The 21,358-nt window shown below is 43.0% G+C and carries 13 protein-coding genes, 8 tRNA genes and 3 rRNA genes; 22 read left to right on the top strand and 2 right to left on the bottom strand.

Going from position 1 to position 21,358, the window contains the following annotated elements:
• Positions 1-110 precede the first annotated feature (110 nt).
• The 12 genes from ABN702_RS19390 to rocF all read left to right on the top strand — a co-directional run bounded on the left by ABN702_RS19390 (position 111) and on the right by rocF (position 7,182).
• A 16S ribosomal RNA gene (locus ABN702_RS19390) occupies positions 111-1,660 on the top strand.
• A 292-nt stretch (positions 1,661-1,952) separates the two neighbouring features.
• Positions 1,953-4,883, top strand: a 23S ribosomal RNA gene (locus tag ABN702_RS19385).
• A 112-nt stretch (positions 4,884-4,995) separates the two neighbouring features.
• Positions 4,996-5,112 (top strand): 5S ribosomal RNA (gene rrf, locus ABN702_RS19380).
• The 16S, 23S and 5S rRNA genes sit together here with 8 tRNA genes alongside, the layout of an rRNA operon.
• 9 nt (positions 5,113-5,121) lie before the next feature.
• Positions 5,122-5,196: transfer RNA gene (locus ABN702_RS19375), tRNA-Asn, on the top strand.
• A 1-nt stretch (position 5,197) separates the two neighbouring features.
• A tRNA-Thr gene (locus ABN702_RS19370) sits at positions 5,198-5,270 on the top strand.
• 16 nt (positions 5,271-5,286) lie between these two features.
• Positions 5,287-5,358: transfer RNA gene (locus tag ABN702_RS19365), tRNA-Glu, on the top strand.
• 70 nt (positions 5,359-5,428) lie between these two features.
• Positions 5,429-5,504: transfer RNA gene (locus ABN702_RS19360), tRNA-Val, on the top strand.
• A gap of 66 nt (positions 5,505-5,570) precedes the next feature.
• Positions 5,571-5,654 (top strand) — tRNA-Tyr (locus tag ABN702_RS19355).
• Positions 5,655-5,802: 148 nt separating this feature from the next.
• Positions 5,803-5,877, top strand: a tRNA-Gln gene (locus ABN702_RS19350).
• Positions 5,878-5,879: 2 nt separating this feature from the next.
• Positions 5,880-5,952, top strand: a tRNA-Lys gene (locus ABN702_RS19345).
• 49 nt (positions 5,953-6,001) lie between these two features.
• Positions 6,002-6,077: transfer RNA gene (locus ABN702_RS19340), tRNA-Ala, on the top strand.
• A gap of 205 nt (positions 6,078-6,282) precedes the next feature.
• A complete protein-coding gene (gene rocF, locus ABN702_RS19335; protein ID WP_417898334.1) occupies positions 6,283-7,182 on the top strand; it encodes an arginase in 900 nt (299 codons plus the stop codon).
• A 22-nt stretch (positions 7,183-7,204) separates the two neighbouring features.
• Here the strand turns inward: rocF and ABN702_RS19330 are convergent, their stop codons facing one another.
• Entirely contained in the window at positions 7,205-7,387 is a 183-nt protein-coding gene (locus tag ABN702_RS19330; protein ID WP_386642781.1) for an aspartyl-phosphate phosphatase Spo0E family protein, read from the bottom strand.
• A 177-nt stretch (positions 7,388-7,564) separates the two neighbouring features.
• Here ABN702_RS19330 and sigW point away from each other — a divergent pair, with 177 nt between their 5' ends.
• The 8 genes from sigW to ABN702_RS19290 all read left to right on the top strand — a co-directional run bounded on the left by sigW (position 7,565) and on the right by ABN702_RS19290 (position 16,559).
• Entirely contained in the window at positions 7,565-8,128 is a 564-nt protein-coding gene (gene sigW / locus ABN702_RS19325) for an RNA polymerase sigma factor SigW (protein ID WP_417898333.1), read from the top strand.
• Between the two features lie 20 nt (positions 8,129-8,148).
• Positions 8,149-8,763 carry an anti-sigma factor family protein gene (locus ABN702_RS19320; protein ID WP_417898332.1) on the top strand — a complete coding sequence of 205 codons (615 nt, stop codon included), beginning with the start codon at positions 8,149-8,151 and terminating at the stop codon, positions 8,761-8,763.
• Positions 8,764-8,918: 155 nt separating this feature from the next.
• On the top strand, positions 8,919-9,740 hold the full coding sequence (gene cdaA, locus ABN702_RS19315; RefSeq protein ID WP_417900976.1) for a diadenylate cyclase CdaA: 822 nt from the start codon (positions 8,919-8,921) through the stop codon (positions 9,738-9,740).
• Positions 9,733-10,986, top strand: a complete 1,254-nt coding sequence (locus ABN702_RS19310; protein ID WP_417898331.1) for a YbbR-like domain-containing protein — start codon at positions 9,733-9,735, stop codon at positions 10,984-10,986. Before cdaA ends, ABN702_RS19310 begins: the two co-directional genes overlap by 8 nt.
• A 20-nt stretch (positions 10,987-11,006) precedes the next feature.
• Positions 11,007-12,353 (top strand): phosphoglucosamine mutase, encoded by a 1,347-nt coding sequence (gene glmM / locus ABN702_RS19305; RefSeq protein ID WP_417898330.1) that lies wholly within the window; start codon positions 11,007-11,009, stop codon positions 12,351-12,353.
• A 450-nt stretch (positions 12,354-12,803) separates the two neighbouring features.
• Positions 12,804-14,609, top strand: a complete 1,806-nt coding sequence (gene glmS / locus ABN702_RS19300; protein ID WP_417898329.1) for a glutamine--fructose-6-phosphate transaminase (isomerizing) — start codon at positions 12,804-12,806, stop codon at positions 14,607-14,609.
• A gap of 973 nt (positions 14,610-15,582) precedes the next feature.
• Positions 15,583-15,903 (top strand): hypothetical protein, encoded by a 321-nt coding sequence (locus ABN702_RS19295; RefSeq protein ID WP_417898328.1) that lies wholly within the window; start codon positions 15,583-15,585, stop codon positions 15,901-15,903.
• A 44-nt stretch (positions 15,904-15,947) separates the two neighbouring features.
• The gene (locus tag ABN702_RS19290; protein WP_417898327.1) at positions 15,948-16,559 is read left to right on the top strand and encodes a hypothetical protein; all 612 of its coding nucleotides are present in this window, start codon (positions 15,948-15,950) and stop codon (positions 16,557-16,559) included.
• A gap of 480 nt (positions 16,560-17,039) precedes the next feature.
• Here the strand turns inward: ABN702_RS19290 and ABN702_RS19285 are convergent, their stop codons facing one another.
• Entirely contained in the window at positions 17,040-19,610 is a 2,571-nt protein-coding gene (locus ABN702_RS19285; protein ID WP_417898326.1) for an AAA family ATPase, read from the bottom strand.
• A gap of 171 nt (positions 19,611-19,781) precedes the next feature.
• On the opposite strand from ABN702_RS19285, the gene ABN702_RS19280 reads away from it, so the two are divergent.
• Positions 19,782-20,255: a hypothetical protein gene (locus ABN702_RS19280; RefSeq protein ID WP_417898325.1), complete on the top strand. Its 474-nt coding sequence runs from the start codon at positions 19,782-19,784 to the stop codon at positions 20,253-20,255.
• A gap of 293 nt (positions 20,256-20,548) precedes the next feature.
• The gene (locus tag ABN702_RS19275) at positions 20,549-21,358 is read left to right on the top strand and encodes a TnsA endonuclease N-terminal domain-containing protein (protein WP_417898324.1); all 810 of its coding nucleotides are present in this window, start codon (positions 20,549-20,551) and stop codon (positions 21,356-21,358) included.

Below are 21,358 nucleotides of genomic sequence, written 5' to 3'. Positions count from 1 at the left end.
ATCTTTGAAAACTAAACAAAACAACAGCGTCCACGTTAATCTTATAGGGATTAACAAAGAACGAAAAAGAAACATAAGCTAGTCAACATTTGAGCATAAGCTCAAACTCTTTATTGGAGAGTTTGATCCTGGCTCAGGATGAACGCTGGCGGCGTGCCTAATACATGCAAGTCGAGCGGACTTACAAAAGCTTGCTTTTGTAAGTCAGCGGCGGACGGGTGAGTAACACGTGGGCAACCTGCCCTTGAGACTGGGATAACTTCGGGAAACCGGAGCTAATACCGGATAATATAAGGAACCTCCTGGTTCCTTATTGAAAGATGGTTTCGGCTATCACTTAAGGATGGGCCCGCGGCGCATTAGCTAGTTGGTGAGGTAACGGCTCACCAAGGCGACGATGCGTAGCCGACCTGAGAGGGTGATCGGCCACACTGGGACTGAGACACGGCCCAGACTCCTACGGGAGGCAGCAGTAGGGAATCTTCCACAATGGACGAAAGTCTGATGGAGCAACGCCGCGTGAGTGATGAAGGCCTTCGGGTCGTAAAGCTCTGTTGTTAGGGAAGAACAAGTGCGAGAGTAACTGCTCGCACCTTGACGGTACCTAACCAGAAAGCCACGGCTAACTACGTGCCAGCAGCCGCGGTAATACGTAGGTGGCAAGCGTTATCCGGAATTATTGGGCGTAAAGCGCGCGCAGGTGGTTTCTTAAGTCTGATGTGAAAGCCCACGGCTCAACCGTGGAGGGTCATTGGAAACTGGGGAACTTGAGTGCAGAAGAGGAAAGTGGAATTCCAAGTGTAGCGGTGAAATGCGTAGAGATTTGGAGGAACACCAGTGGCGAAGGCGACTTTCTGGTCTGTAACTGACACTGAGGCGCGAAAGCGTGGGGAGCAAACAGGATTAGATACCCTGGTAGTCCACGCCGTAAACGATGAGTGCTAAGTGTTAGAGGGTTTCCGCCCTTTAGTGCTGCAGCTAACGCATTAAGCACTCCGCCTGGGGAGTACGGTCGCAAGACTGAAACTCAAAGGAATTGACGGGGGCCCGCACAAGCGGTGGAGCATGTGGTTTAATTCGAAGCAACGCGAAGAACCTTACCAGGTCTTGACATCCTCTGACAACCCTAGAGATAGGGCTTTCCCCTTCGGGGGACAGAGTGACAGGTGGTGCATGGTTGTCGTCAGCTCGTGTCGTGAGATGTTGGGTTAAGTCCCGCAACGAGCGCAACCCTTGATCTTAGTTGCCAGCATTAGGTTGGGCACTCTAAGGTGACTGCCGGTGACAAACCGGAGGAAGGTGGGGATGACGTCAAATCATCATGCCCCTTATGACCTGGGCTACACACGTGCTACAATGGACGGTACAAAGGGCAGCAAAACCGCGAGGTCGAGCCAATCCCATAAAACCGTTCTCAGTTCGGATTGCAGGCTGCAACTCGCCTGCATGAAGCCGGAATCGCTAGTAATCGCGGATCAGCATGCCGCGGTGAATACGTTCCCGGGCCTTGTACACACCGCCCGTCACACCACGAGAGTTTGTAACACCCGAAGTCGGTGGGGTAACCTTTTGGAGCCAGCCGCCTAAGGTGGGACAGATGATTGGGGTGAAGTCGTAACAAGGTAGCCGTATCGGAAGGTGCGGCTGGATCACCTCCTTTCTAAGGAATATGACGCTGTTTGTTTTGTTTAGTTTTGAGAGAGCATTCTCTCAAAAAAATATGCGCTTGCGTCTGCAAGTGAATTCAAGAAGTTGGATTCCTCAGCGCATGGCAGCATGAAGTAACGCTCTGAAGCATCGCATGAAGTGATGCAAATCAGTAGCCATGTTCCTTGAAAACTAGATAACGTTAAGTAATATCAAGATACATTCACAAGTATCGTTCATCTTAGTAATTTTCTTTTAAGATATCATCGCTGATATCGAAAAAACATGACAATTAGTTTGTCAACGGTTAAGTTATTAAGGGCGCACGGTGGATGCCTTGGCACTAGGAGCCGATGAAGGACGGGACTAACACCGATATGCTTCGGGGAGCTGTAAGTAAGCTTTGATCCGGAGATTTCCGAATGGGGAAACCCACTGCTCGTAATGGAGCAGTATCTTTACCTGAATACATAGGGTACTGAAGGCAGACCCGGGGAACTGAAACATCTTAGTACCCGGAGGAAGAGAAAGCAAACGCGATTTCCTGAGTAGCGGCGAGCGAAACGGAATTAGCCCAAACCAAGAGGCTTGCCTCTTGGGGTTGTAGGACACTCAACATGGAGTTACAAAGGAACGGGGTAAATGAAGCGATCTGGAAAGGTCCGTCATAGAAGGTAAAAACCCTGTAGTTGAAACTTCGTTCCCTCCTGAGTGGATCCTGAGTACGGCGGGACACGAGAAATCCCGTCGGAAGCAGGGAGGACCATCTCCCAAGGCTAAATACTCCCTAGTGACCGATAGTGAACCAGTACCGTGAGGGAAAGGTGAAAAGCACCCCGGAAGGGGAGTGAAATAGATCCTGAAACCGTGTGCCTACAAGTAGTTAGAGCCCGTTAATGGGTGATAGCGTGCCTTTTGTAGAATGAACCGGCGAGTTACGATCCCGTGCAAGGTTAAGTCGATGAGACGGAGCCGTAGCGAAAGCGAGTCTGAATAGGGCGAATGAGTACGTGGTCGTAGACCCGAAACCAGGTGATCTACCCATGTCCAGGGTGAAGTTCAGGTAACACTGAATGGAGGCCCGAACCGACTCACGTTGAAAAGTGAGCGGATGAGGTGTGGGTAGGGGTGAAATGCCAATCGAACCTGGAGATAGCTGGTTCTCTCCGAAATAGCTTTAGGGCTAGCCTCATATGTTAGAGTCTTGGAGGTAGAGCACTGATTGGACTAGGGGTCCTCATCGGATTACCGAATTCAGTCAAACTCCGAATGCCAAAGACTTATCTATGGGAGTCAGACTGCGAGTGATAAGATCCGTAGTCAAGAGGGAAACAGCCCAGACCGCCAGCTAAGGTCCCAAAGTATACGTTAAGTGGAAAAGGATGTGGAGTTGCTTAGACAACCAGGATGTTGGCTTAGAAGCAGCCACCATTTAAAGAGTGCGTAATAGCTCACTGGTCGAGTGACTCTGCGCCGAAAATGTACCGGGGCTAAACGTATCACCGAAGCTGCGGACTGTTCTTACGAACAGTGGTAGGAGAGCGTTCTAAGGGCGTTGAAGCTAGACCGGAAGGACTGGTGGAGCGCTTAGAAGTGAGAATGCCGGTATGAGTAGCGAAAGAAGGGTGAGAATCCCTTCCACCGAATGCCTAAGGTTTCCTGAGGAAGGCTCGTCCGCTCAGGGTTAGTCGGGACCTAAGCCGAGGCCGAAAGGCGTAGGCGATGGATAACAGGTTGATATTCCTGTACCACCTCCACTCCGTTTGAGCAATGGGGGGACGCAGAAGGATAGGGTAAGCGCACTGTTGGATATGTGCGTCTAAGCAGCAAGGCTGAGAAGTAGGCAAATCCGCTTCTCATTAAGGCTGAGCTGTGACAGCGAGGGAAATATAGTACCGAAGTTCCTGATTTCACACTGCCAAGAAAAGCCTCTAGCGAGGAGTATGGTGCCCGTACCGCAAACCGACACAGGTAGGCGAGGAGAGAATCCTAAGGTGAGCGAGAGAACTCTGGTTAAGGAACTCGGCAAAATGACCCCGTAACTTCGGGAGAAGGGGTGCTCTGTTAGGGTGTTAAAGCCCGAGAGAGCCGCAGTGAATAGGCCCAGGCGACTGTTTAGCAAAAACACAGGTCTCTGCGAAGCCGTAAGGCGAAGTATAGGGGCTGACGCCTGCCCGGTGCTGGAAGGTTAAGGGGAGAGGTTAGCGCAAGCGAAGCTTTGAACCGAAGCCCCAGTAAACGGCGGCCGTAACTATAACGGTCCTAAGGTAGCGAAATTCCTTGTCGGGTAAGTTCCGACCCGCACGAAAGGCGTAACGATCTGGGCACTGTCTCAACCAGAGACTCGGTGAAATTATAGTACCTGTGAAGATGCAGGTTACCCGCGACAGGACGGAAAGACCCCGTGGAGCTTTACTGTAGCCTGATATTGAATTTTGGTACAGCTTGTACAGGATAGGTAGGAGCCTGAGAAGCCGGAGCGCTAGCTTCGGTGGAGGCGTCGGTGGGATACTACCCTGGCTGTATTGAAATTCTAACCCGCAGCCCTTATCGGGCTGGGAGACAGTGTCAGGTGGGCAGTTTGACTGGGGCGGTCGCCTCCTAAAGAGTAACGGAGGCGCCCAAAGGTTCCCTCAGAATGGTTGGAAATCATTCGCAGAGTGTAAAGGCACAAGGGAGCTTGACTGCGAGACCTACAAGTCGAGCAGGGACGAAAGTCGGGCTTAGTGATCCGGTGGTTCCGCATGGAAGGGCCATCGCTCAACGGATAAAAGCTACCCCGGGGATAACAGGCTTATCTCCCCCAAGAGTCCACATCGACGGGGAGGTTTGGCACCTCGATGTCGGCTCATCGCATCCTGGGGCTGTAGTCGGTCCCAAGGGTTGGGCTGTTCGCCCATTAAAGCGGTACGCGAGCTGGGTTCAGAACGTCGTGAGACAGTTCGGTCCCTATCCGTCGTGGGCGCAGGAAATTTGAGAGGAGCTGTCCTTAGTACGAGAGGACCGGGATGGACGCACCGCTGGTGTACCAGTTGTCTTGCCAAAGGCATAGCTGGGTAGCTACGTGCGGACGGGATAAGTGCTGAAAGCATCTAAGCATGAAGCCCCCTCAAGATGAGATTTCCTTTTACTTCGGTAAGTAAGATCCCTGAAAGATGATCAGGTAGATAGGTTCGAGGTGGAAGCATGGCGACATGTGGAGCTGACGAATACTAATCGATCGAGGACTTAACCCAAAAAACAATGAACGGCACTTGTGAATCTTGGTAAGAAAAACGTTATCTAGTTTTGAAGGAATATAGCAAATAATGCTTGATTTTCTTTCAAAAGTTTATATAATATTAATAGTCTGGTGGCGATAGCGAAGAGGTCACACCCGTTCCCATACCGAACACGGAAGTTAAGCTCTTCAGCGCCAATGGTAGTTGGGGGCTGTCCCCCTGTGAGAGTAGGACGTTGCCAGGCTAGTATCGTTCCACCATAGCTCAGCGGTAGAGCATTCGGCTGTTAACCGAAGGGTCGTAGGTTCGAATCCTACTGGTGGAGCCATGCTTCCATAGCTCAGCAGGTAGAGCACTTCCATGGTAAGGAAGAGGTCACCGGTTCGAATCCGGTTGGAAGCTTAGTGAATATTATATAGGCCCGTTGGTCAAGCGGTTAAGACACCGCCCTTTCACGGCGGTAACACGGGTTCGAATCCCGTACGGGTCACTTAAGTTTTTTCGCGTCAGCGAAAATAACTAAGTTTTTTCACGATAGTGAAACTAACTAACCATACAATGGAGGATTAGCTCAGCTGGGAGAGCATCTGCCTTACAAGCAGAGGGTCGGCGGTTCGATCCCGTCATCCTCCACCAATTTTTTTCACGCAGTGAAAATAATCAACCATTTTTTCACCCAGAAAAAATAATTCCATATCCCTTGGAGGGGTAGCGAAGTGGCTAAACGCGGCGGACTGTAAATCCGCTCCTTCGGGTTCGGCAGTTCGAATCTGCCCCCCTCCACCATTTAACTTCGAAATGTAGATTCCGAAGTTTTTGTTTGAAAAGCAGTATAAACTTTCATGTATTAGAGATAATAATTGAAGTTAGGAAATACTCATTTCGGGTAATGACTACATAGAAGGCATTTTATTATTTAATGCTATTTCATCAATGGGCTATAGCCAAGCGGTAAGGCATCGCACTTTGACTGCGACATGCGTTGGTTCGAATCCAGCTAGCCCAGCCAACGTGCCATTAGCTCAGTCGGTAGAGCATCTGACTTTTAATCAGAGGGTCGAAGGTTCGAGTCCTTCATGGCACATATATCTTTACCAGATGCAGAAGTATTCCTGATACTTCTGTTTGTTTTAGGGGCCTTAGCTCAGCTGGGAGAGCGCCTGCTTTGCACGCAGGAGGTCAGCGGTTCGATCCCGCTAGGCTCCACCAATCTTCAATAGAATACATACCATAATTCAAACCTTAGACTCCTTATCGGGTCTAAGGTTTTTTGTGTTTTGCTGCTCATATACCAAATGAAATCAAAAATCTAACAATTCCAAACTGCATATATATTCAAATTTGTGTCGAGTTGAGTCATAGACCCTTTTCACTATACAATAAATGTAATAGGGATAAGGGGAGGACACTGTTCATGAAAAAGAATATCAGTATTATTGGGGTGCCTATGGACTTAGGGCAAACACGTCGTGGAGTGGATATGGGTCCTAGTGCTATTCGTTACGCAGGAATAGTGGAAAGGTTGGAACAGATTGACCTTGAAATTGAAGATTTAGGGGATATAGAGATTGGATCAAGAGAAAGAACGTCTTCCGGTGACAGTAACCTGAAGAATTTGAAAGCAGTTGCGGAGGCGAGTGAAACGCTTGCTTCACGAGTGGACGAAGTCGTTAAACAAGGGAAGTTTCCGTTGGTATTAGGAGGCGACCACAGTATTGCGATCGGGACGATTGCGGGACTTGCAAAGAATTATTCGAACATGGGAGTCATCTGGTACGATGCCCATGGCGATTTAAATACAGGAGAGACCTCTCCATCAGGTAATATTCATGGCATGCCACTTGCGGTCAGCCTAGGTTTGGGAGACCCGGCTTTGACAGGGATAGGCGGTATTGGCACGAAGCTGAAGCCGGAAAATATCGTGATCATTGGTGCTCGTTCTCTGGATGAAGGGGAAAAGGTACTGATTAAGGAAAAAGGAATCAAAGTGTTTACCATGCATGAGATAGACCGTATGGGAATGACGGCTGTCATGGAAGAAGCGATTGCCTATTTAAAAGACAAAACGGATGGCGTGCATCTCTCACTGGACCTGGACGGCCTGGATCCCCATGATGCACCTGGTGTAGGGACACCGGTGATGGGTGGTATCTCCTATCGTGAGAGCCACTTGGCGATGGAGATGCTAGAAGAGGCGGATATCTTAACCTCTGCGGAGTTTGTGGAAGTAAATCCGATCCTTGATGAACGGAATAAAACTGCGTCAGTGGCAGTTGCCTTGATGGGTTCTCTTTTTGGTGAAAAGCTTCTTTAGAAACAAAAATAAGCCAGCAACGTTAATTCGTTGCTGGTTTTCGATTTATTTGAAGGTACAAATATTGATTGATCAGGGAATCAAGCGAGGTGCTTGCATCTATTACTTCCTTTGATTGAAGATGATTGGTGGAGGAAAGACGGATCATTTCTTCTCTTTTTCTTTCAATGGCTTCTTTTAAGTGTACTGCTGCTTGGATGGACATTGGAAAAACACCTCTCTTAATGGGCTGATAACAGTAATTTTAGTAAATATTACCCTGATTTATCCTTTTTGAAACATTTTTAGTTATTTTTTGTTAAAATATATTTATAGAAATGATGAAACCTTTTTTAGGCTAGGCTCGTAGATAAAGACGACCGCCAGACAACGGGGGAACGGAATGGAAGAACTTATAAAAAAGAGAATCAAGCAGATAAAAAAAGGCGATCAGGATGCGTTTGGTGAAATTGTGGAGATTTTTAAGGACAAGATTTTTCAGCTTGCCTATCGAATGACCGGGAATGCACATGAAGCCGAGGATGTTGCACAGGAGGCGTTTATCCGGGCATATATTAATATCAACAGTTATGATGTAAACCGGAAATTTTCCACATGGCTATATCGGATCGCGACTAATTTAACGATTGATCGAATTCGCAAGAAAAAGCCAGATTATTATTTGGATGCGGAAGTGGCAGGAACGGATGGGCTGACGATGTATTCACAGGTAGCAGCCGACATTGCGTTGCCCGAGGAAGAAGTGGAAAGCATGGAGCTGCAAAGTGAAATCCAAAAGCAGATATTGAAGCTTCCCGATAAATATCGTTCCGTCATCGTCCTGAAGTATATTGATGAGCTCTCCTTGATTGAAATCAGCGAGATACTTGAAATACCGGTTGGGACTGTAAAAACACGAATACACAGAGGGCGAGAAGCACTGAGGCAGCAATTGCGCCATGTTTAATTCTGGAGGTGTAAAAGAAAATGAAGAAATGTCCGGAACAAATCGTCCAGTATATGCATGAGTATTTAGATGGTGATCTAGAGAAAGACCGAGAACAAGAGCTAAAAGCACACCTTCAAGAATGTCAGGATTGTAATCAGCAATTTCATGAATTGGAGAAGGCGATCGCACTTGTACAAAGCACCTCTCATATAACAGCACCAAATGATTTCACGCAGAGAGTGATGAATAGTTTACCGAAAGAGAAGAAAAGAATTGGAATGAATCGCTGGATGAGAGCGCATCCGGTTTTTGTAGCAGCAGCCATCTTCTTTGTACTAATGGCTGGCAGTATGTTCGGCGGCTGGCAGGAAGATAAATTGTCCTTTACCAATCAGTCCGGTCTGGTCGTAGAAGATAATACAGTAGTCGTTCCAGAAGGCAAGGTCGTGGAGGGGGATGTCGTGGTCAAAAACGGCAATCTCCGTGTCGAAGGGGAAGTGAACGGAAATGTCACAGTCATCAATGGCGAGAACTATCTGGCTTCCGCTGGGCAGGTAACAGGCGAGATCGAAGAAATCAACCAAGTCTTTGAATGGATCTGGTTCACCATGAAGGATGGGTTTAAAGAAGTTGTCGGAGTTTTTACAGATTAAGCTAAGGAGATGCTTGAGTAATCAAGCATCTTTTTTGCATGTTTTCTGGTTATATTAACTATAATTGAATTTATGTTATAATAGCATAGTTACGGTTTTCGTACTTGATACATAAATCTCGTACTGACAAAGGAAGTGATAGGATGCCTTTTGAGATACCTTTTGGAGATATACCATATTTAGGTTATTTAGCGAATGTGATTGATATATTATTGGTCTGGTTTGTGATTTACAAACTCATCATGGTGATACGCGGTACAAAGGCGGTCCAGCTATTGAAGGGGATTACGGTCATTGTCGTTGTCAGGATCATCAGTAGCTTTTTGGGACTGAGCACCCTGCAGTGGCTGATGGACCAGGCGTTGACCTGGGGGTTCCTGGCGGTCATCATCATCTTCCAGCCTGAGCTGCGTCGTGCCCTTGAACAATTGGGACGTGGGAAATTGTTCTCAAGAAGCGGCATTCCGGATGAGGAAGAGCATGCCAAGATGGTGGAGGCGGTCGTAAAATCGGTGCAGTATATGGCAAAACGCCGTATCGGAGCGCTTATCACCATTGAACGGGAAACAGGAATGGGCGATTACATAGAAACAGGGATACCTTTGAACGCAAAGGTTTCATCCGAGCTTCTGATCAATATCTTCATTCCGAATACGCCTCTTCATGATGGAGCAGTCATTCTACAGAAGAATCAGGTTGCTGCGGCAGCTTGTTATCTGCCTCTATCCGAAAGCCCCTTTATTTCCAAGGAGCTTGGGACAAGACATAGAGCGGCACTCGGAATCAGTGAAGTAACAGATAGTGTCACCATTATTGTATCAGAAGAAACCGGTGCAATTTCCGTCACGAAAAACGGGGAACTGCACCGCGATTTAGAGCCAGAGATCTTCAGCGACCTGTTGATGAAGGAAATGGATACAAGCTTTAAAACTGCTTCCTCAACACGTTGGCAATGGAGGGGGAAGAAGGATGGATAGATTTATCAGCAATCGATGGATCATGAAGATAATTGCGTTGCTTTTGGCTTTTATGCTATACATGTCGGTGAACATTGATACAACATCCACCCAGCAACGGAATAATACTGCTTCCCCTTTTCCTAGTTCACCAAATGTAGATGTGGAAACTGTTACCGATGTTCCGGTTGAGGCCTACTATGATCGGGATAATCTCGTCGTGAACGGACTTCCGCAAAGTGTGGCAGTGACATTGGAAGGGCCGACTGGTACGGTGAAACCGACTGCACTGCAAAAGGATTTTGAGGTGTATCTGGATTTAAGCGATCTGGAACTGGGAACACACCAAGTGCCATTACAATGGAGAAATATTTCGGAAAAGCTGGATGTGACTGTGGAGCCTGGATTTGCTACCGTTACCATCCAGGAGAAGGTAACCGAGGATTTCCCTGTTGAAGTCGACTTTATTAACAGAGGGCAAATCGAAGAAGGCTACCAGCCGGAACAGCCGATTGTGAAACCGAACATCGTGAAGGTGACAGGTTCCCGTGAATTGATTGACAGCATCGCGCTAGTGAAGGCACGAGTCGACCTGAAGGGCGTCAATGAGTCAATCAACCAGCAATCTAAAGTGACGGTATACGACAGCGAAGGGAATACCTTGAATGTGGAGGTCGAGCCGGCTGTCGTGGACGTTAATGTTCCCGTTACCAGTCCTTTTAAAGCGGTGCCTTTAAAAATAAACCGCAAAGGCTCGCTGCAGGAAAACCTGAGCATCACCAAGGTGGAAGCCGTACCGGGTGAAGTGACGGTCTACGGTCCAAAAGGTGTAATTGATGGGTTGGAGTACATTGATAACATTGACCTTGATCTTACCGAAATTACGGAAAGCACCACCATTGAAGTGGATGTTCCTGTACCGGACGGTGTAAAGCGAGTGGTACCGGAAAAAATCAATATTAAGGTAGAGGTAGAAAAGGAAGAACAGAAAACGTTCACCAATGTACCTATTGAATATATTGGGTTACCGGAAAATATGGAGCTTGAAATGGTAGACCCTGAGAGTGGCCTGATGGACCTGACAGTCCGTGGTGCCCCAACTGTGCTTGAAGGCTTGGAAAGCACGGATATGGAAATGTACATTAATGTGACAGACCTTGGAGAAGGGGAGCATGAGCTGCCTCTTGAAATTAACGGTCCACAAAATGTGTCCTGGGACCTGCCGAAGCGAAACGTGAAAATTAGATTAGTAGAAATTATAGAGTAGGAAAAAGGAGCGATTTACTTATGGGTAAATATTTTGGAACAGATGGAGTGCGTGGGGTTGCCAACTCGGAACTGACGCCTGAACTGGCATTTAGATTGGGACGCTGTGGAGGCTATGTTCTGACAAAAGATCATTCCCGTCCAAAAGTATTAATAGGCCGCGATACACGCATTTCCGGTCATATGCTCGAAGGAGCGCTAGTTGCAGGACTATTGTCCATAGGTGCAGAAGTCATGCGCCTCGGTGTCATTTCCACTCCGGGTGTTGCACATCTGACAAAAGCATTGGGAGCACAGGCGGGTGTCATGATCTCCGCCTCTCACAACCCGGTACAGGACAACGGAATTAAGTTCTTTGGTCCCGACGGCTTTAAATTATCCGATGATCAGGAAGCTGAAATCGAAGCACTCCTTGATGAGGCAACGGATAACCTTCCTCGTCCTGTAGGGTCAGATCTCGGTCAAGTGAACGATTATTTCGAAGGTGGACAAAAGTACCTTCAATTCCTGAAACAATCTGTAGATGAGGATTTCTCAGGCATACATATCGTACTGGACTGTGCGCATGGTGCAACATCCTCCCACGCAACCCACCTATTTGCAGACCTGGAAGCGGATATTTCCACGATGGGATCTTCTCCGAACGGGTTGAACATCAATGACGGTGTTGGATCCACACATCCTGAGACGCTTGCTGAAATGGTAGTGGAAAAAGGTGCGGATATCGGTCTAGCATTTGATGGAGATGGGGACCGCATCATCGCAGTGGATGAGAAAGGTCAGATCGTCGATGGCGACCAGATCATGTTCATCTGTGCAAAATATTTAAGCGAGCAAGGACGCCTTCGCCATAACACAGTGGTATCAACAGTAATGAGTAATCTTGGCTTCTACAAAGCCCTTGAAGCTGCTGGTGTAGAGACAAAACAGACGGCAGTTGGTGACCGCTATGTAGTGGAAGAGATGAAAAATGGCAACTACCTTCTAGGTGGAGAACAGTCCGGACATATCATCTTCCTAGACTACAACACAACAGGTGACGGAATGCTGACAGGACTTCAGCTTGTAAATATCATGAAGCTGACAAAGAAGAGCCTATCCGAGCTTGCAGCGGAGATGACGAAATTCCCGCAGCTTCTTGTGAACGTAAAAGTGTCAGACAAGCACCATGTAACGGAAAACGAGAAAGTGGCAGCTGTGATTGCGGAAGTCGAGGCGGAAATGGAAGGTAACGGCCGTATTCTTGTTCGCCCTTCCGGTACGGAGCCTTTGGTTCGTGTCATGGCAGAAGCGCCGACTCAAGAGCTTTGCAATGAGTATGTGGAGCGGATTGTAGCAGTAGTTCGTGCAGAAATGGGCATCGAATAATATAGAACAGTAACGCGAAAGATATGCATACAACGCACGTAAAAAGCGATGTATGCATATCTTTTATTATAATTGCTTCTATTAATTGGAAGATAATTAACATAATGATTGACGGACTGGCCAAAGGAAGGTAAGATATTATTTGTTGTCACTCAAGAAGGGAAAGGAGCATAGTGGAATTTTTTTTACCAAAAGCGCCTGAACTAAGCGACGAACGGGTATATAATGCTTAGTTGACGAGGTGGAGGTTTATCGATCTATCGGCGGATGCCTCCCGGTTGCCAATCACAACCGATTAGAGACAGGTTTAAAGCATAAAGGCAACTTTATGTACAAAGACTTGTACTATGATTGAAAAATAATAATGCAAAAAGGTAATGTGGGGGCAGGACAGTCCCCTTTCTATGGTGTGCTTTCCTGTCCCTGCTACTTTAGGGAGGAAATCAAATTATGTGCGGAATCGTAGGTTATATTGGAACACAAGATACAAAAGAAATTCTTTTAAAAGGTTTGGAAAAGCTTGAGTACCGCGGCTATGACTCAGCTGGTATCGCTGTCATGAACGAAGAAGGAGTTCACGTATTCAAGGAGAAAGGCCGTATTGCGGATCTTCGTGAAGTAGTGGACGCGAGTGTAGCAGCAACAGTTGGAATAGGTCATACTCGCTGGGCAACGCACGGAGTACCAAGCAAAGTAAATGCCCATCCACACCAAAGTACTTCTGGACGTTTTACACTTGTGCATAACGGAGTCATCGAGAACTATGCAATCCTTAAACGCGAATATCTTCAGGGTGTGGAACTTGTTTCCGAAACAGATACAGAAGTAGTTGTTCAAATCATCGAGAAGTTTGCAAACGAAGGACAGCATATCGAAGTGGCCTTACGCAACACGCTTGCGATCCTGAAAGGTTCTTATGCGATTGCATTAGTGGACAACGAAGATCCGGATACGATCTATGTTGGGAAAAACAAGAGCCCATTACTTGTTGGTGTAGGTAAAGGCGACTTTAACGTAGTAGCAAGTGACGCAATGGCGATGATCCAGGTAACGGACCAATTCGTTGAACTGATGGACAAAGAAATGGTAATCGTACGCAAAGAAGCGGTAACGATCAAAAAGTTGAACGGTGAAATCGTAGAGCGCGCTCCATACACAGCAGAATTGGATGCAAGTGATATTGAAAAAGGCACATACCCACATTACATGCTAAAAGAAATCGATGAGCAGCCATTGGTAATGCGTAAAATCATCCAAAAATACCAGGATGAGAACGGTACATTAACAATCGATGCTGACATCGTCAAAGCAGTGAACCAGTCAGACCGCATTTACATCGTAGCAGCAGGAACAAGCTACCATGCAGGTCTTGTTGGGGCACAAATGATTGAAAAGCTTGCTAAAATACCTGTTGAAGTACACGTAGCAAGTGAATTTAACTACAACATGCCAATCCTATCCGAAAGACCGCTATTCATCTTCATCTCCCAAAGTGGAGAAACAGCGGACAGCCGTGCAGTACTTGTACAGGTAAAGGAATTAGGATATCCAGCATTAACAATCACAAACGTACAAGGCTCCACACTTTCCCGTGAAGCAGACTTTACGTTACTATTACATGCAGGTCCGGAGATTGCGGTAGCTTCCACAAAAGCTTATACAGCCCAAATCGCTGTAATGTCAATCTTCGCAGCAGTTCTTGCTGAGTCAAAAGGCTACAACCTTGAGTTTGACCTTGTCCAAGACCTTGGAATCGTGGCAAACGCGATGGAAGTACTTTGCGACCAGAAAGAAGAACTCGAAGACCTTGCACGCAAATTCCTATCTACAACAAGAAACTGCTTCTTCATCGGCCGTACAATGGACTACTATGTAGGTCTTGAAGGTGCATTGAAATTAAAGGAAATCTCCTACATCCAAGCAGAAGGCTTCGCTGGAGGAGAACTGAAGCACGGAACCATCGCCCTGATCGAAGAAGGTACACCAGTTATCGCGATCTCTACACAAGAACACGTAGACCTGAGCATCCGCGGTAACGTCAAAGAGGTAGTAGCACGCGGTGCCAACCCTTGTATCATCTCCATGAAAGGCATGGAAACAGAAGAAGACAGCTTCGTTGTACCAACAGTAAACGAACTGCTATCTCCATTAGTATCTGTTATTCCGTTGCAGTTGATCTCTTACTACGCAGCTCTTCACAGAGATTGTGACGTAGATAAGCCACGTAACCTTGCAAAGAGTGTTACGGTGGAATAATAATCAAAAAAGACTCAACCAAATTGTTGAAAGACAAAAAAGTCGGGAACTGAACAAAAAAGTCGGGAACCGAACAAAAAAGTTGGGAACTGGACAAAAAAGTCGGGAACTGGCTTGAAAATTTGTCAATTCAACTACTATGTACAAAAATACGAACAGGCAAAGACTCAATCCAATTTCAGGATTGGGTCTTTTTTTAATAATTTTTCTTTGTTAAAGTTTGAAGCTGAAAGTGTTTATAAACAGGGGAAATTCCCAGCAGGATCTCAAAGGTGGCAATGTAAGACCTGTAAGCAAATCAAGAATGTTTTACCATCTCGAAAACAATCCACCACCTATTAATAAAAGAGAAATGATGTACTCACGATGTTCGCAAAGCTATCGGTGATTAAGGTTCCAATCAACCGTGCATGTGATATTTTGGAAAAAGGTGCAGGAACATACTATGATAAATTGGAATGGCTTTACCGCATGGGAATTAAATTTCTTGACCGCCACGAAAAACCAGCATTCGAAAGAATGACGTTATTGAAATCTGTTTCAACACAGACAAGATGCACTATTACCTCAATAATGTTCGCAAAAAGGGACAAGGTGCAGCAGAGTACAGGGGAATGGAATATTTGCTTTTACCAATATACACATCGTAGTCACAGGAGATGTTCATTCTCATATAAATTGCACGATTTATTTTTCGTTCTGACATAGCATATGATTGGGTTAAAACCTTTAATGAATTAAACATAGAAACCAGACAATCCGAATCCAATCCACCAGCACAAAGGTTGGGTATCAAAGGAAAATAACTTTGCTTATTTTTTGAATATTCGTAAGGTTTATAAGGGAATTTATGGTATTATAATAATGTACGTTATTCATTTTGTCGGTTAATTGAAATGTTATATTCTTTGGAGAGATCGAATATTTGAATCGATTCCTTCTATTATTCGTATTCAGTGAAGGGGTGGTATTTTTGAAGAGATATTTATTTTTCGTATTGCTGGTTTTAGTGGTAGAGATCGGAATTCTTGTCGGAATATCGTTGATTTTTGATACGAACCTGTTAACCACTTTCTTCTATGGTTCTTGTTTTTTCACTTTCTTTGCATTTTTAATCGGAACAACAGGCGATGCATTATCTAAGAATTCTCAAGTCGCTGTTTTTGATTCTTTGTTAGGGAGTTATAAACCACAACACGAGAAAATGACATTTTCAATCAGTCCATTTTTAATAGGATCTTTGTTATGCCTTGGAACTTATTTTTCCTTGTACTACTTGGGTGTCATTGGATAATAATCGATATATTACTTGATTTTATTTGGGGATGGGGGGTTCATTTGAAGAAAAAAGACTTTATCAGTATCGCCTTCATCATTTTATGCGTTATTACCACCATAGCTGTCATTAGAGAACAAGATGCATTGGATGTGATGGGAGGACTGCATGACGACAATGACGAATTAACGAAACGAATTACTGATTTAGAAAAGGAATTTGAGGAAAGTTCTAAGTTAAAGAAAGACTATGATAACTTAAAGGATAAACACGCCCTTTTAGAAAAAGAAGTGGATGAGTTGAAAACTTCTGTTAACTACGAGGACTTTGTGGAAGCGATAAGCATAATCGAAGCCTATAAAGTAGTACAATCATTCAGAGATGTTGAAGAGTTCTTGGCATGGGGACCTAATATTGGGATGGGTACTATGGACCGCGAGGGAACGTGTCCTTGCTCGCTTACCTTTGGTCAAAAAGGTATTTTATGGGAGCCTAATGCGGTGCTTGATCTTAGGGAATTTAGACACGAAAAAGACAAAATAATCCTAACCTATAATACCACAGAAGATATAGAGAAGGATTATCAATTTGTAATGACCAAGTCAGCAGGATGGAACGATAATAAAGAGAAATGGAAAATAGCAGAAATTATTCAAAAAAAGAAAGAGGGATAATATAATAATTGGTCTTATTTTGTGAAGAAAGGTCCGTTCCCTCTTGAGAGGTATAACTGAATAATTTAAATAAACGCAGGGTTCAAATACCCTGCGTTTTCTTGTGCGATTTAGTAGATGAAAAAAGTGCTATTTTAGTTGTTAATTAGCTTGTTGATACACTATTTCTACTCCATAATCGCACTACTTAGTAATATTAATCGCCTTCTCGACTCCTTTTCTTTTATTCTCCTGTTTTAGCCAAAACCGTAACTAAAAATGATATACAGTTGCGTGAAGACTTGATTATTATTATGCTTTATCCCTCAATTCAACAGGAATTGAAGAATCAACATGACGAAATTAAACAAATTTATTGTGGTGAAATAACCTAAATTAAGGAAGCTGCCACAAGGCAGTTACTTATTTAATGTCACCGTGCAGGTAACAACATTTGAAGGTGCTCATGGTCTTCCCAATGTTATCGTTAAATTGAGCATATTATTTAAAAAATTTGTTAAACTGCTCCAAATTGTTAAGGTCCTCAATCATTTCATCATTGCTTGGTATCATTCGACCAATAGCGTAAGACTCATCATGTACGTACGTGGATGTTTTTGTCATACCTTCTGTTACGAGTTGGACAATCTCATCCGAAAACTTAATTTTATTAAGTTTTTGTGTTTGAACACTTGGATTAAACCTTTCAACGACACCGTTTAACAACAATTCTTCTACGGCACGTTCCCACGATTCCCTAAGAAGCATATACCATGTTTTAACTTGCGGAACATACATATCAGAATCTAACTGGCTTTCTAACTTTTTTAGCTTTGGTAGTTCATTTTTTAAGTATTTGATTCGTTTACCAGTTGCCAGAGCTATCCATGGCATTTCTGTTTTTGCAATCCCAGCTCTATTACCATTCCTCCTTACAGAACAATAGGATGCGGAAACGTTTTGTAAATTAACATGTTTTTGTAAGGTGTGTAGAAACACGATGTCGTGTGTAAAAATAATGACTTGCCGTTTTTTTGCTTCCTGTACTAGTCGATAAGCAACATACTCTCTCCTGCTATGGTCTAGGGAGGAGACGGGATCATCAAGTATGATTCCTCCATTTGATGGAATAGAAGAGATTTCTGCAAGGAAGAAGGCTATTGATAATGCTTTTTGTTCACCTTCACTAAGGATTTCGTTAATGTTAATTTTTGAATTGGAATCCAAAGCGAGTTTTATCGTGGTTTTTCCTTTTACTCCTCTGCTATTTAACTTGAATAGAATGTGTTCCCTTCTTATCTGCTTTAGTTCATTTTCAATTTCGTTCTTAAACTTGTCAGTCAAAAATGAACTGGATAATTCGTTATATTTTTTTGTCAATTTGGTTGTATCCAGCGATTTTATTGCTTTATCAATCTTATCAACTTCTTGGCGAATTTTTGCTAAGCGATATAAATCATCTATTCTTTTAGTGACTTTTTCTTTTGAAACTAACTCGTTCTGTTCTGCAAATAATTCTGCTGAGTTGTCTTGTCGGGCTATTGTTTTTAAATGTTTCAATTCACTATTTTTTATCTCTAACCAATGTGCCATTTCTTTTAGAGGTGGTAGTTCAATTTCAGGAAAATCATTCAAGGACAGGTGTATATCTGTCTCGGCATTTTGTAATAATGTACTAATTTTTATCGCTGATTGGATAAACAATTCCGCTTTCATGTCCAATTCAGGTGAATCTTGATAAAAAAAAGTACGAACAGAGGATTCTGCCACTTTTGTGAATGGTAAAGATTTTATTTTAGCTATTAAATCTTGTCTTTGGGAGTGTAACTGAGCTGTTTCTTGACTGATGCTGTCAGTCATAAACTCCTCAAAACGCGTTAATCGAATTCGAGAGTCTTCCTTTAAGTCTTGTTGGCATAATAGGCATTTTGCTTCATTCTCGACGTATGGGAATGACTGTCCAGGATAAGCAATTCCATGATATTGTTTTGCGGTGTGCCATAGTTTTTTCCAAGGGTCACTTCCAACACCAGCTAAAGGTTGTTCTTCAAATGCTTCGTGACTTAAAACTTCCATCGTTGCTTTCGAATCAAGGTATCGTTGATTTACCGAGACAAATTCTTTAACTTTTTCAAAAGATAATTCATTAAGAATTTGTTGAAGATTGTTTTTTAAGTTTGTAATATCATTTATGTTCCTTTGAAGTTCCTGCATCAATTTAACAGGATTTGAATCTACAAGGACCTTTAAATCTTTTGTAATCTGCTTTAGCCGATCATTATCTTTTTCTGTAAAGATACAATTCTGCTGAATGTCCTTTTCTTTCGTTTTATATGAAATAGATTCAACAAATGTTTTGGTTTTAGAAGAGCTCGCTAACTCATGGAATGTAGGCAGTGTTTTTAAAAGGTCATCTTTTAACTGTAATAACCTTTGTTTTATTTCCGTTTGATGTCGAGCAAGATCATCAAAAATTTTAAATTCAGTTGGAATAAATACAACCTCATTTTCGGATTCTGCATAAACTCTCGCACAATCAGTGTCGAAAATACTGATTGATGTTAACTGCTGTTCAGGTGCGGTATTTACCACTCTATTAATAATGGTTTCTGTGCCATTTTGCTGTATATGAATGTCGGCTGTACTTATTGAACCGCTTGATTTATAGATATTTGGATGAATCTTTGTTTTATCATCGACAGCTCGACAAGCCTGCTTTAACACCTTAGCATAACTAGATTTACCAGCGGAATTTTCACCGTACACAACCGTTAACCCATCAGGTGAAAATTCAAGTCCATACTCTGGTTCGATGGCGGCAATATTATTGAAGTTTTTTAATGCAGTAATCTTGATGGTTTCTTTCGGATTTTTATTAGGGATATGATTTTTTTCTAAAGGACTAATGGTTAAAATCCTCTCAGAAAAACCATTCTCATGAAGGATATTATTTATTACTTCATCAGTGTCTTTACTTTCTAACAAAGATTTTTGATATAGCCTTCTGATTAAATCATTTTGCCATTTAGGAAGCCCCGATGACCATTCCCAAATATGATCGTTAAATTCCATATATTTCCCTCCCTATGACAATAACTTAAACCATTCAACAAAAGAGAACAATATATTTTTGAAAAATGTAGAAAAATGACACAATTATATACTCTTAAAATTCAGGGTTGAAGTATTTATTCTGAATAATCGGAAATTACTTTAAAAAGAGAGAAAAAAGGAGAGAGAAATATGTATGTCGATAATGTTCGAAATACAATTGGTGATTTAGATCAGGACGAATATGAAGAATATTTAAAAAAGCTGCGGTCGGTTTTAATGAGGAAGTACCATAAAAGTGTAAAACCATCTGAACTTAAGCAGCGAGTGGACGAATTTATTAGTGGGAAAGATCCTAAAATTGAATCGTTCGAAGCCTATTTGATAACTTTTGATGAATTATCAACAAACGGGGCTATGAATGCATTACATAACAAAAATTTAAGAATGCCAAAAACTTGGCGGCAATTACTCCTTAAGGTGACAGAAGATCGAACACTTTCCCCCGAAGTCACAAAACATTTAGAGGAAGAAGAAATCCTAATTGAAATAAAGGCATTGTTTTACTATTCTATTGAATATTGTAAAAGTGAAAAAAAGGATAAGTTCTTTGAAAATCTGCGTCATTTTAATGGCTTTTTAAAAATAGCACTCGATAAAAAATGATCTGTTAAAAAAGTAACAGGTCATTTTTTTTGTAATTTTGGTGGTTTATAAATGACGTTTTTTGTTCATAATGATTGAAAAATGTCGTTTGTAAATTACTAGAAAACAAATTCATATCAAAAATATAATCAAAACTGAGATAAAAAATCGTCAAAAAAATATTTTGTTTAATTATTTTTTCTCAAAAATATTTTTTTGGTAAAAATCAGCACTAGAAAATTTTACAGCATGTAATGTGGACGCTTCCTATTTATGATAGGGGCATAGAAACTTTAAGCAAAGAGGTGACAACCATGTCAAAAAGGAAAACGGAATTAACGGAAAAGAAAATCTCTGAAATGCAAAAAGAAGGTCGAGGGAGCGGGAATGGAGAGGAATATAAACCCTGGATAAACATTCAGGATTTCCCATCAAATGGACTAGCTACTAGAGGAAAAGGGTGGAAAACAAATCGTATTCATCAATTCCTATCTAAATTGGAACGGGATTTTTATTATGTGTTGGAATGGAACGATTCTGTGGTCGATATAAGAGAGCAGTATCCGTTGTCCCGCGATGACACCTGGTACATCGCTACTGAAAAAGGGATTAAACACCCAACCGATCCAAAATCTCAAATTCAAATTGTGATGACGACCGATTTCTTTATAACCCTAAAAGATTCCAAAGGTACAAGACACGTCGCTCGCACCGTAAAACCATCAAGCGATTTAGAAAACCAGCGAACGATTGAGAAATTCGAAATCGAGCGTGCCTATTGGGAAGATCGCGGAATTGACTGGGGGATTATCACAGAAAAAGAAATCCTGAAGGATATGGTAGAAAATGTGGAATGGCTGCATCTTTCATATTTTGAAATTGAGGATCTGCCTGCATCCACACTTAACACCTATGCCAAGCAAATGAAATCGTTTATCAAAAAAAATAAAACATCCATTATCGAAATGGTGACAGAATTTGATCAAACCTTTCAACTGGAAAATGGAATGGGGCTTGAAATTCTAAAGCACTTAATTGCTAGAAAAGAAGTCCCTGTTGATTTAACAAAGAAAATTTTCACTCACCTTTGGGTGGAAGATGTAATCAAACTCGACTCTATTTAA

Origin of the sequence: Bacillus haimaensis (assembly GCF_048270625.1) — a bacterium.
GTDB lineage: Bacteria > Bacillota > Bacilli > Bacillales > Bacillaceae_I > Sutcliffiella_A > Sutcliffiella_A haimaensis.
The sequence above is the reverse complement of the archived record's forward strand: the minus strand, read 5'-3'. Positions and strand labels throughout refer to the sequence as shown.

Coding starts and splice junctions, on each gene's coding strand:
- rocF (WP_417898334.1), top strand. CDS start 6,283: ATGAAAAAGAATATCAGTATTATTGGGGTGCCTATGGACTTAGGGCAA.
- ABN702_RS19330 (WP_386642781.1), bottom strand. CDS start 7,387: ATGTCCATCCAAGCAGCAGTACACTTAAAAGAAGCCATTGAAAGAAAA.
- sigW (WP_417898333.1), top strand. CDS start 7,565: ATGGAAGAACTTATAAAAAAGAGAATCAAGCAGATAAAAAAAGGCGAT.
- ABN702_RS19320 (WP_417898332.1), top strand. CDS start 8,149: ATGAAGAAATGTCCGGAACAAATCGTCCAGTATATGCATGAGTATTTA.
- ABN702_RS19310 (WP_417898331.1), top strand. CDS start 9,733: ATGGATAGATTTATCAGCAATCGATGGATCATGAAGATAATTGCGTTG.
- glmM (WP_417898330.1), top strand. CDS start 11,007: ATGGGTAAATATTTTGGAACAGATGGAGTGCGTGGGGTTGCCAACTCG.
- glmS (WP_417898329.1), top strand. CDS start 12,804: ATGTGCGGAATCGTAGGTTATATTGGAACACAAGATACAAAAGAAATT.
- ABN702_RS19285 (WP_417898326.1), bottom strand. CDS start 19,610: ATGGAATTTAACGATCATATTTGGGAATGGTCATCGGGGCTTCCTAAA.
- ABN702_RS19280 (WP_417898325.1), top strand. CDS start 19,782: ATGTATGTCGATAATGTTCGAAATACAATTGGTGATTTAGATCAGGAC.
- ABN702_RS19275 (WP_417898324.1), top strand. CDS start 20,549: ATGTCAAAAAGGAAAACGGAATTAACGGAAAAGAAAATCTCTGAAATG.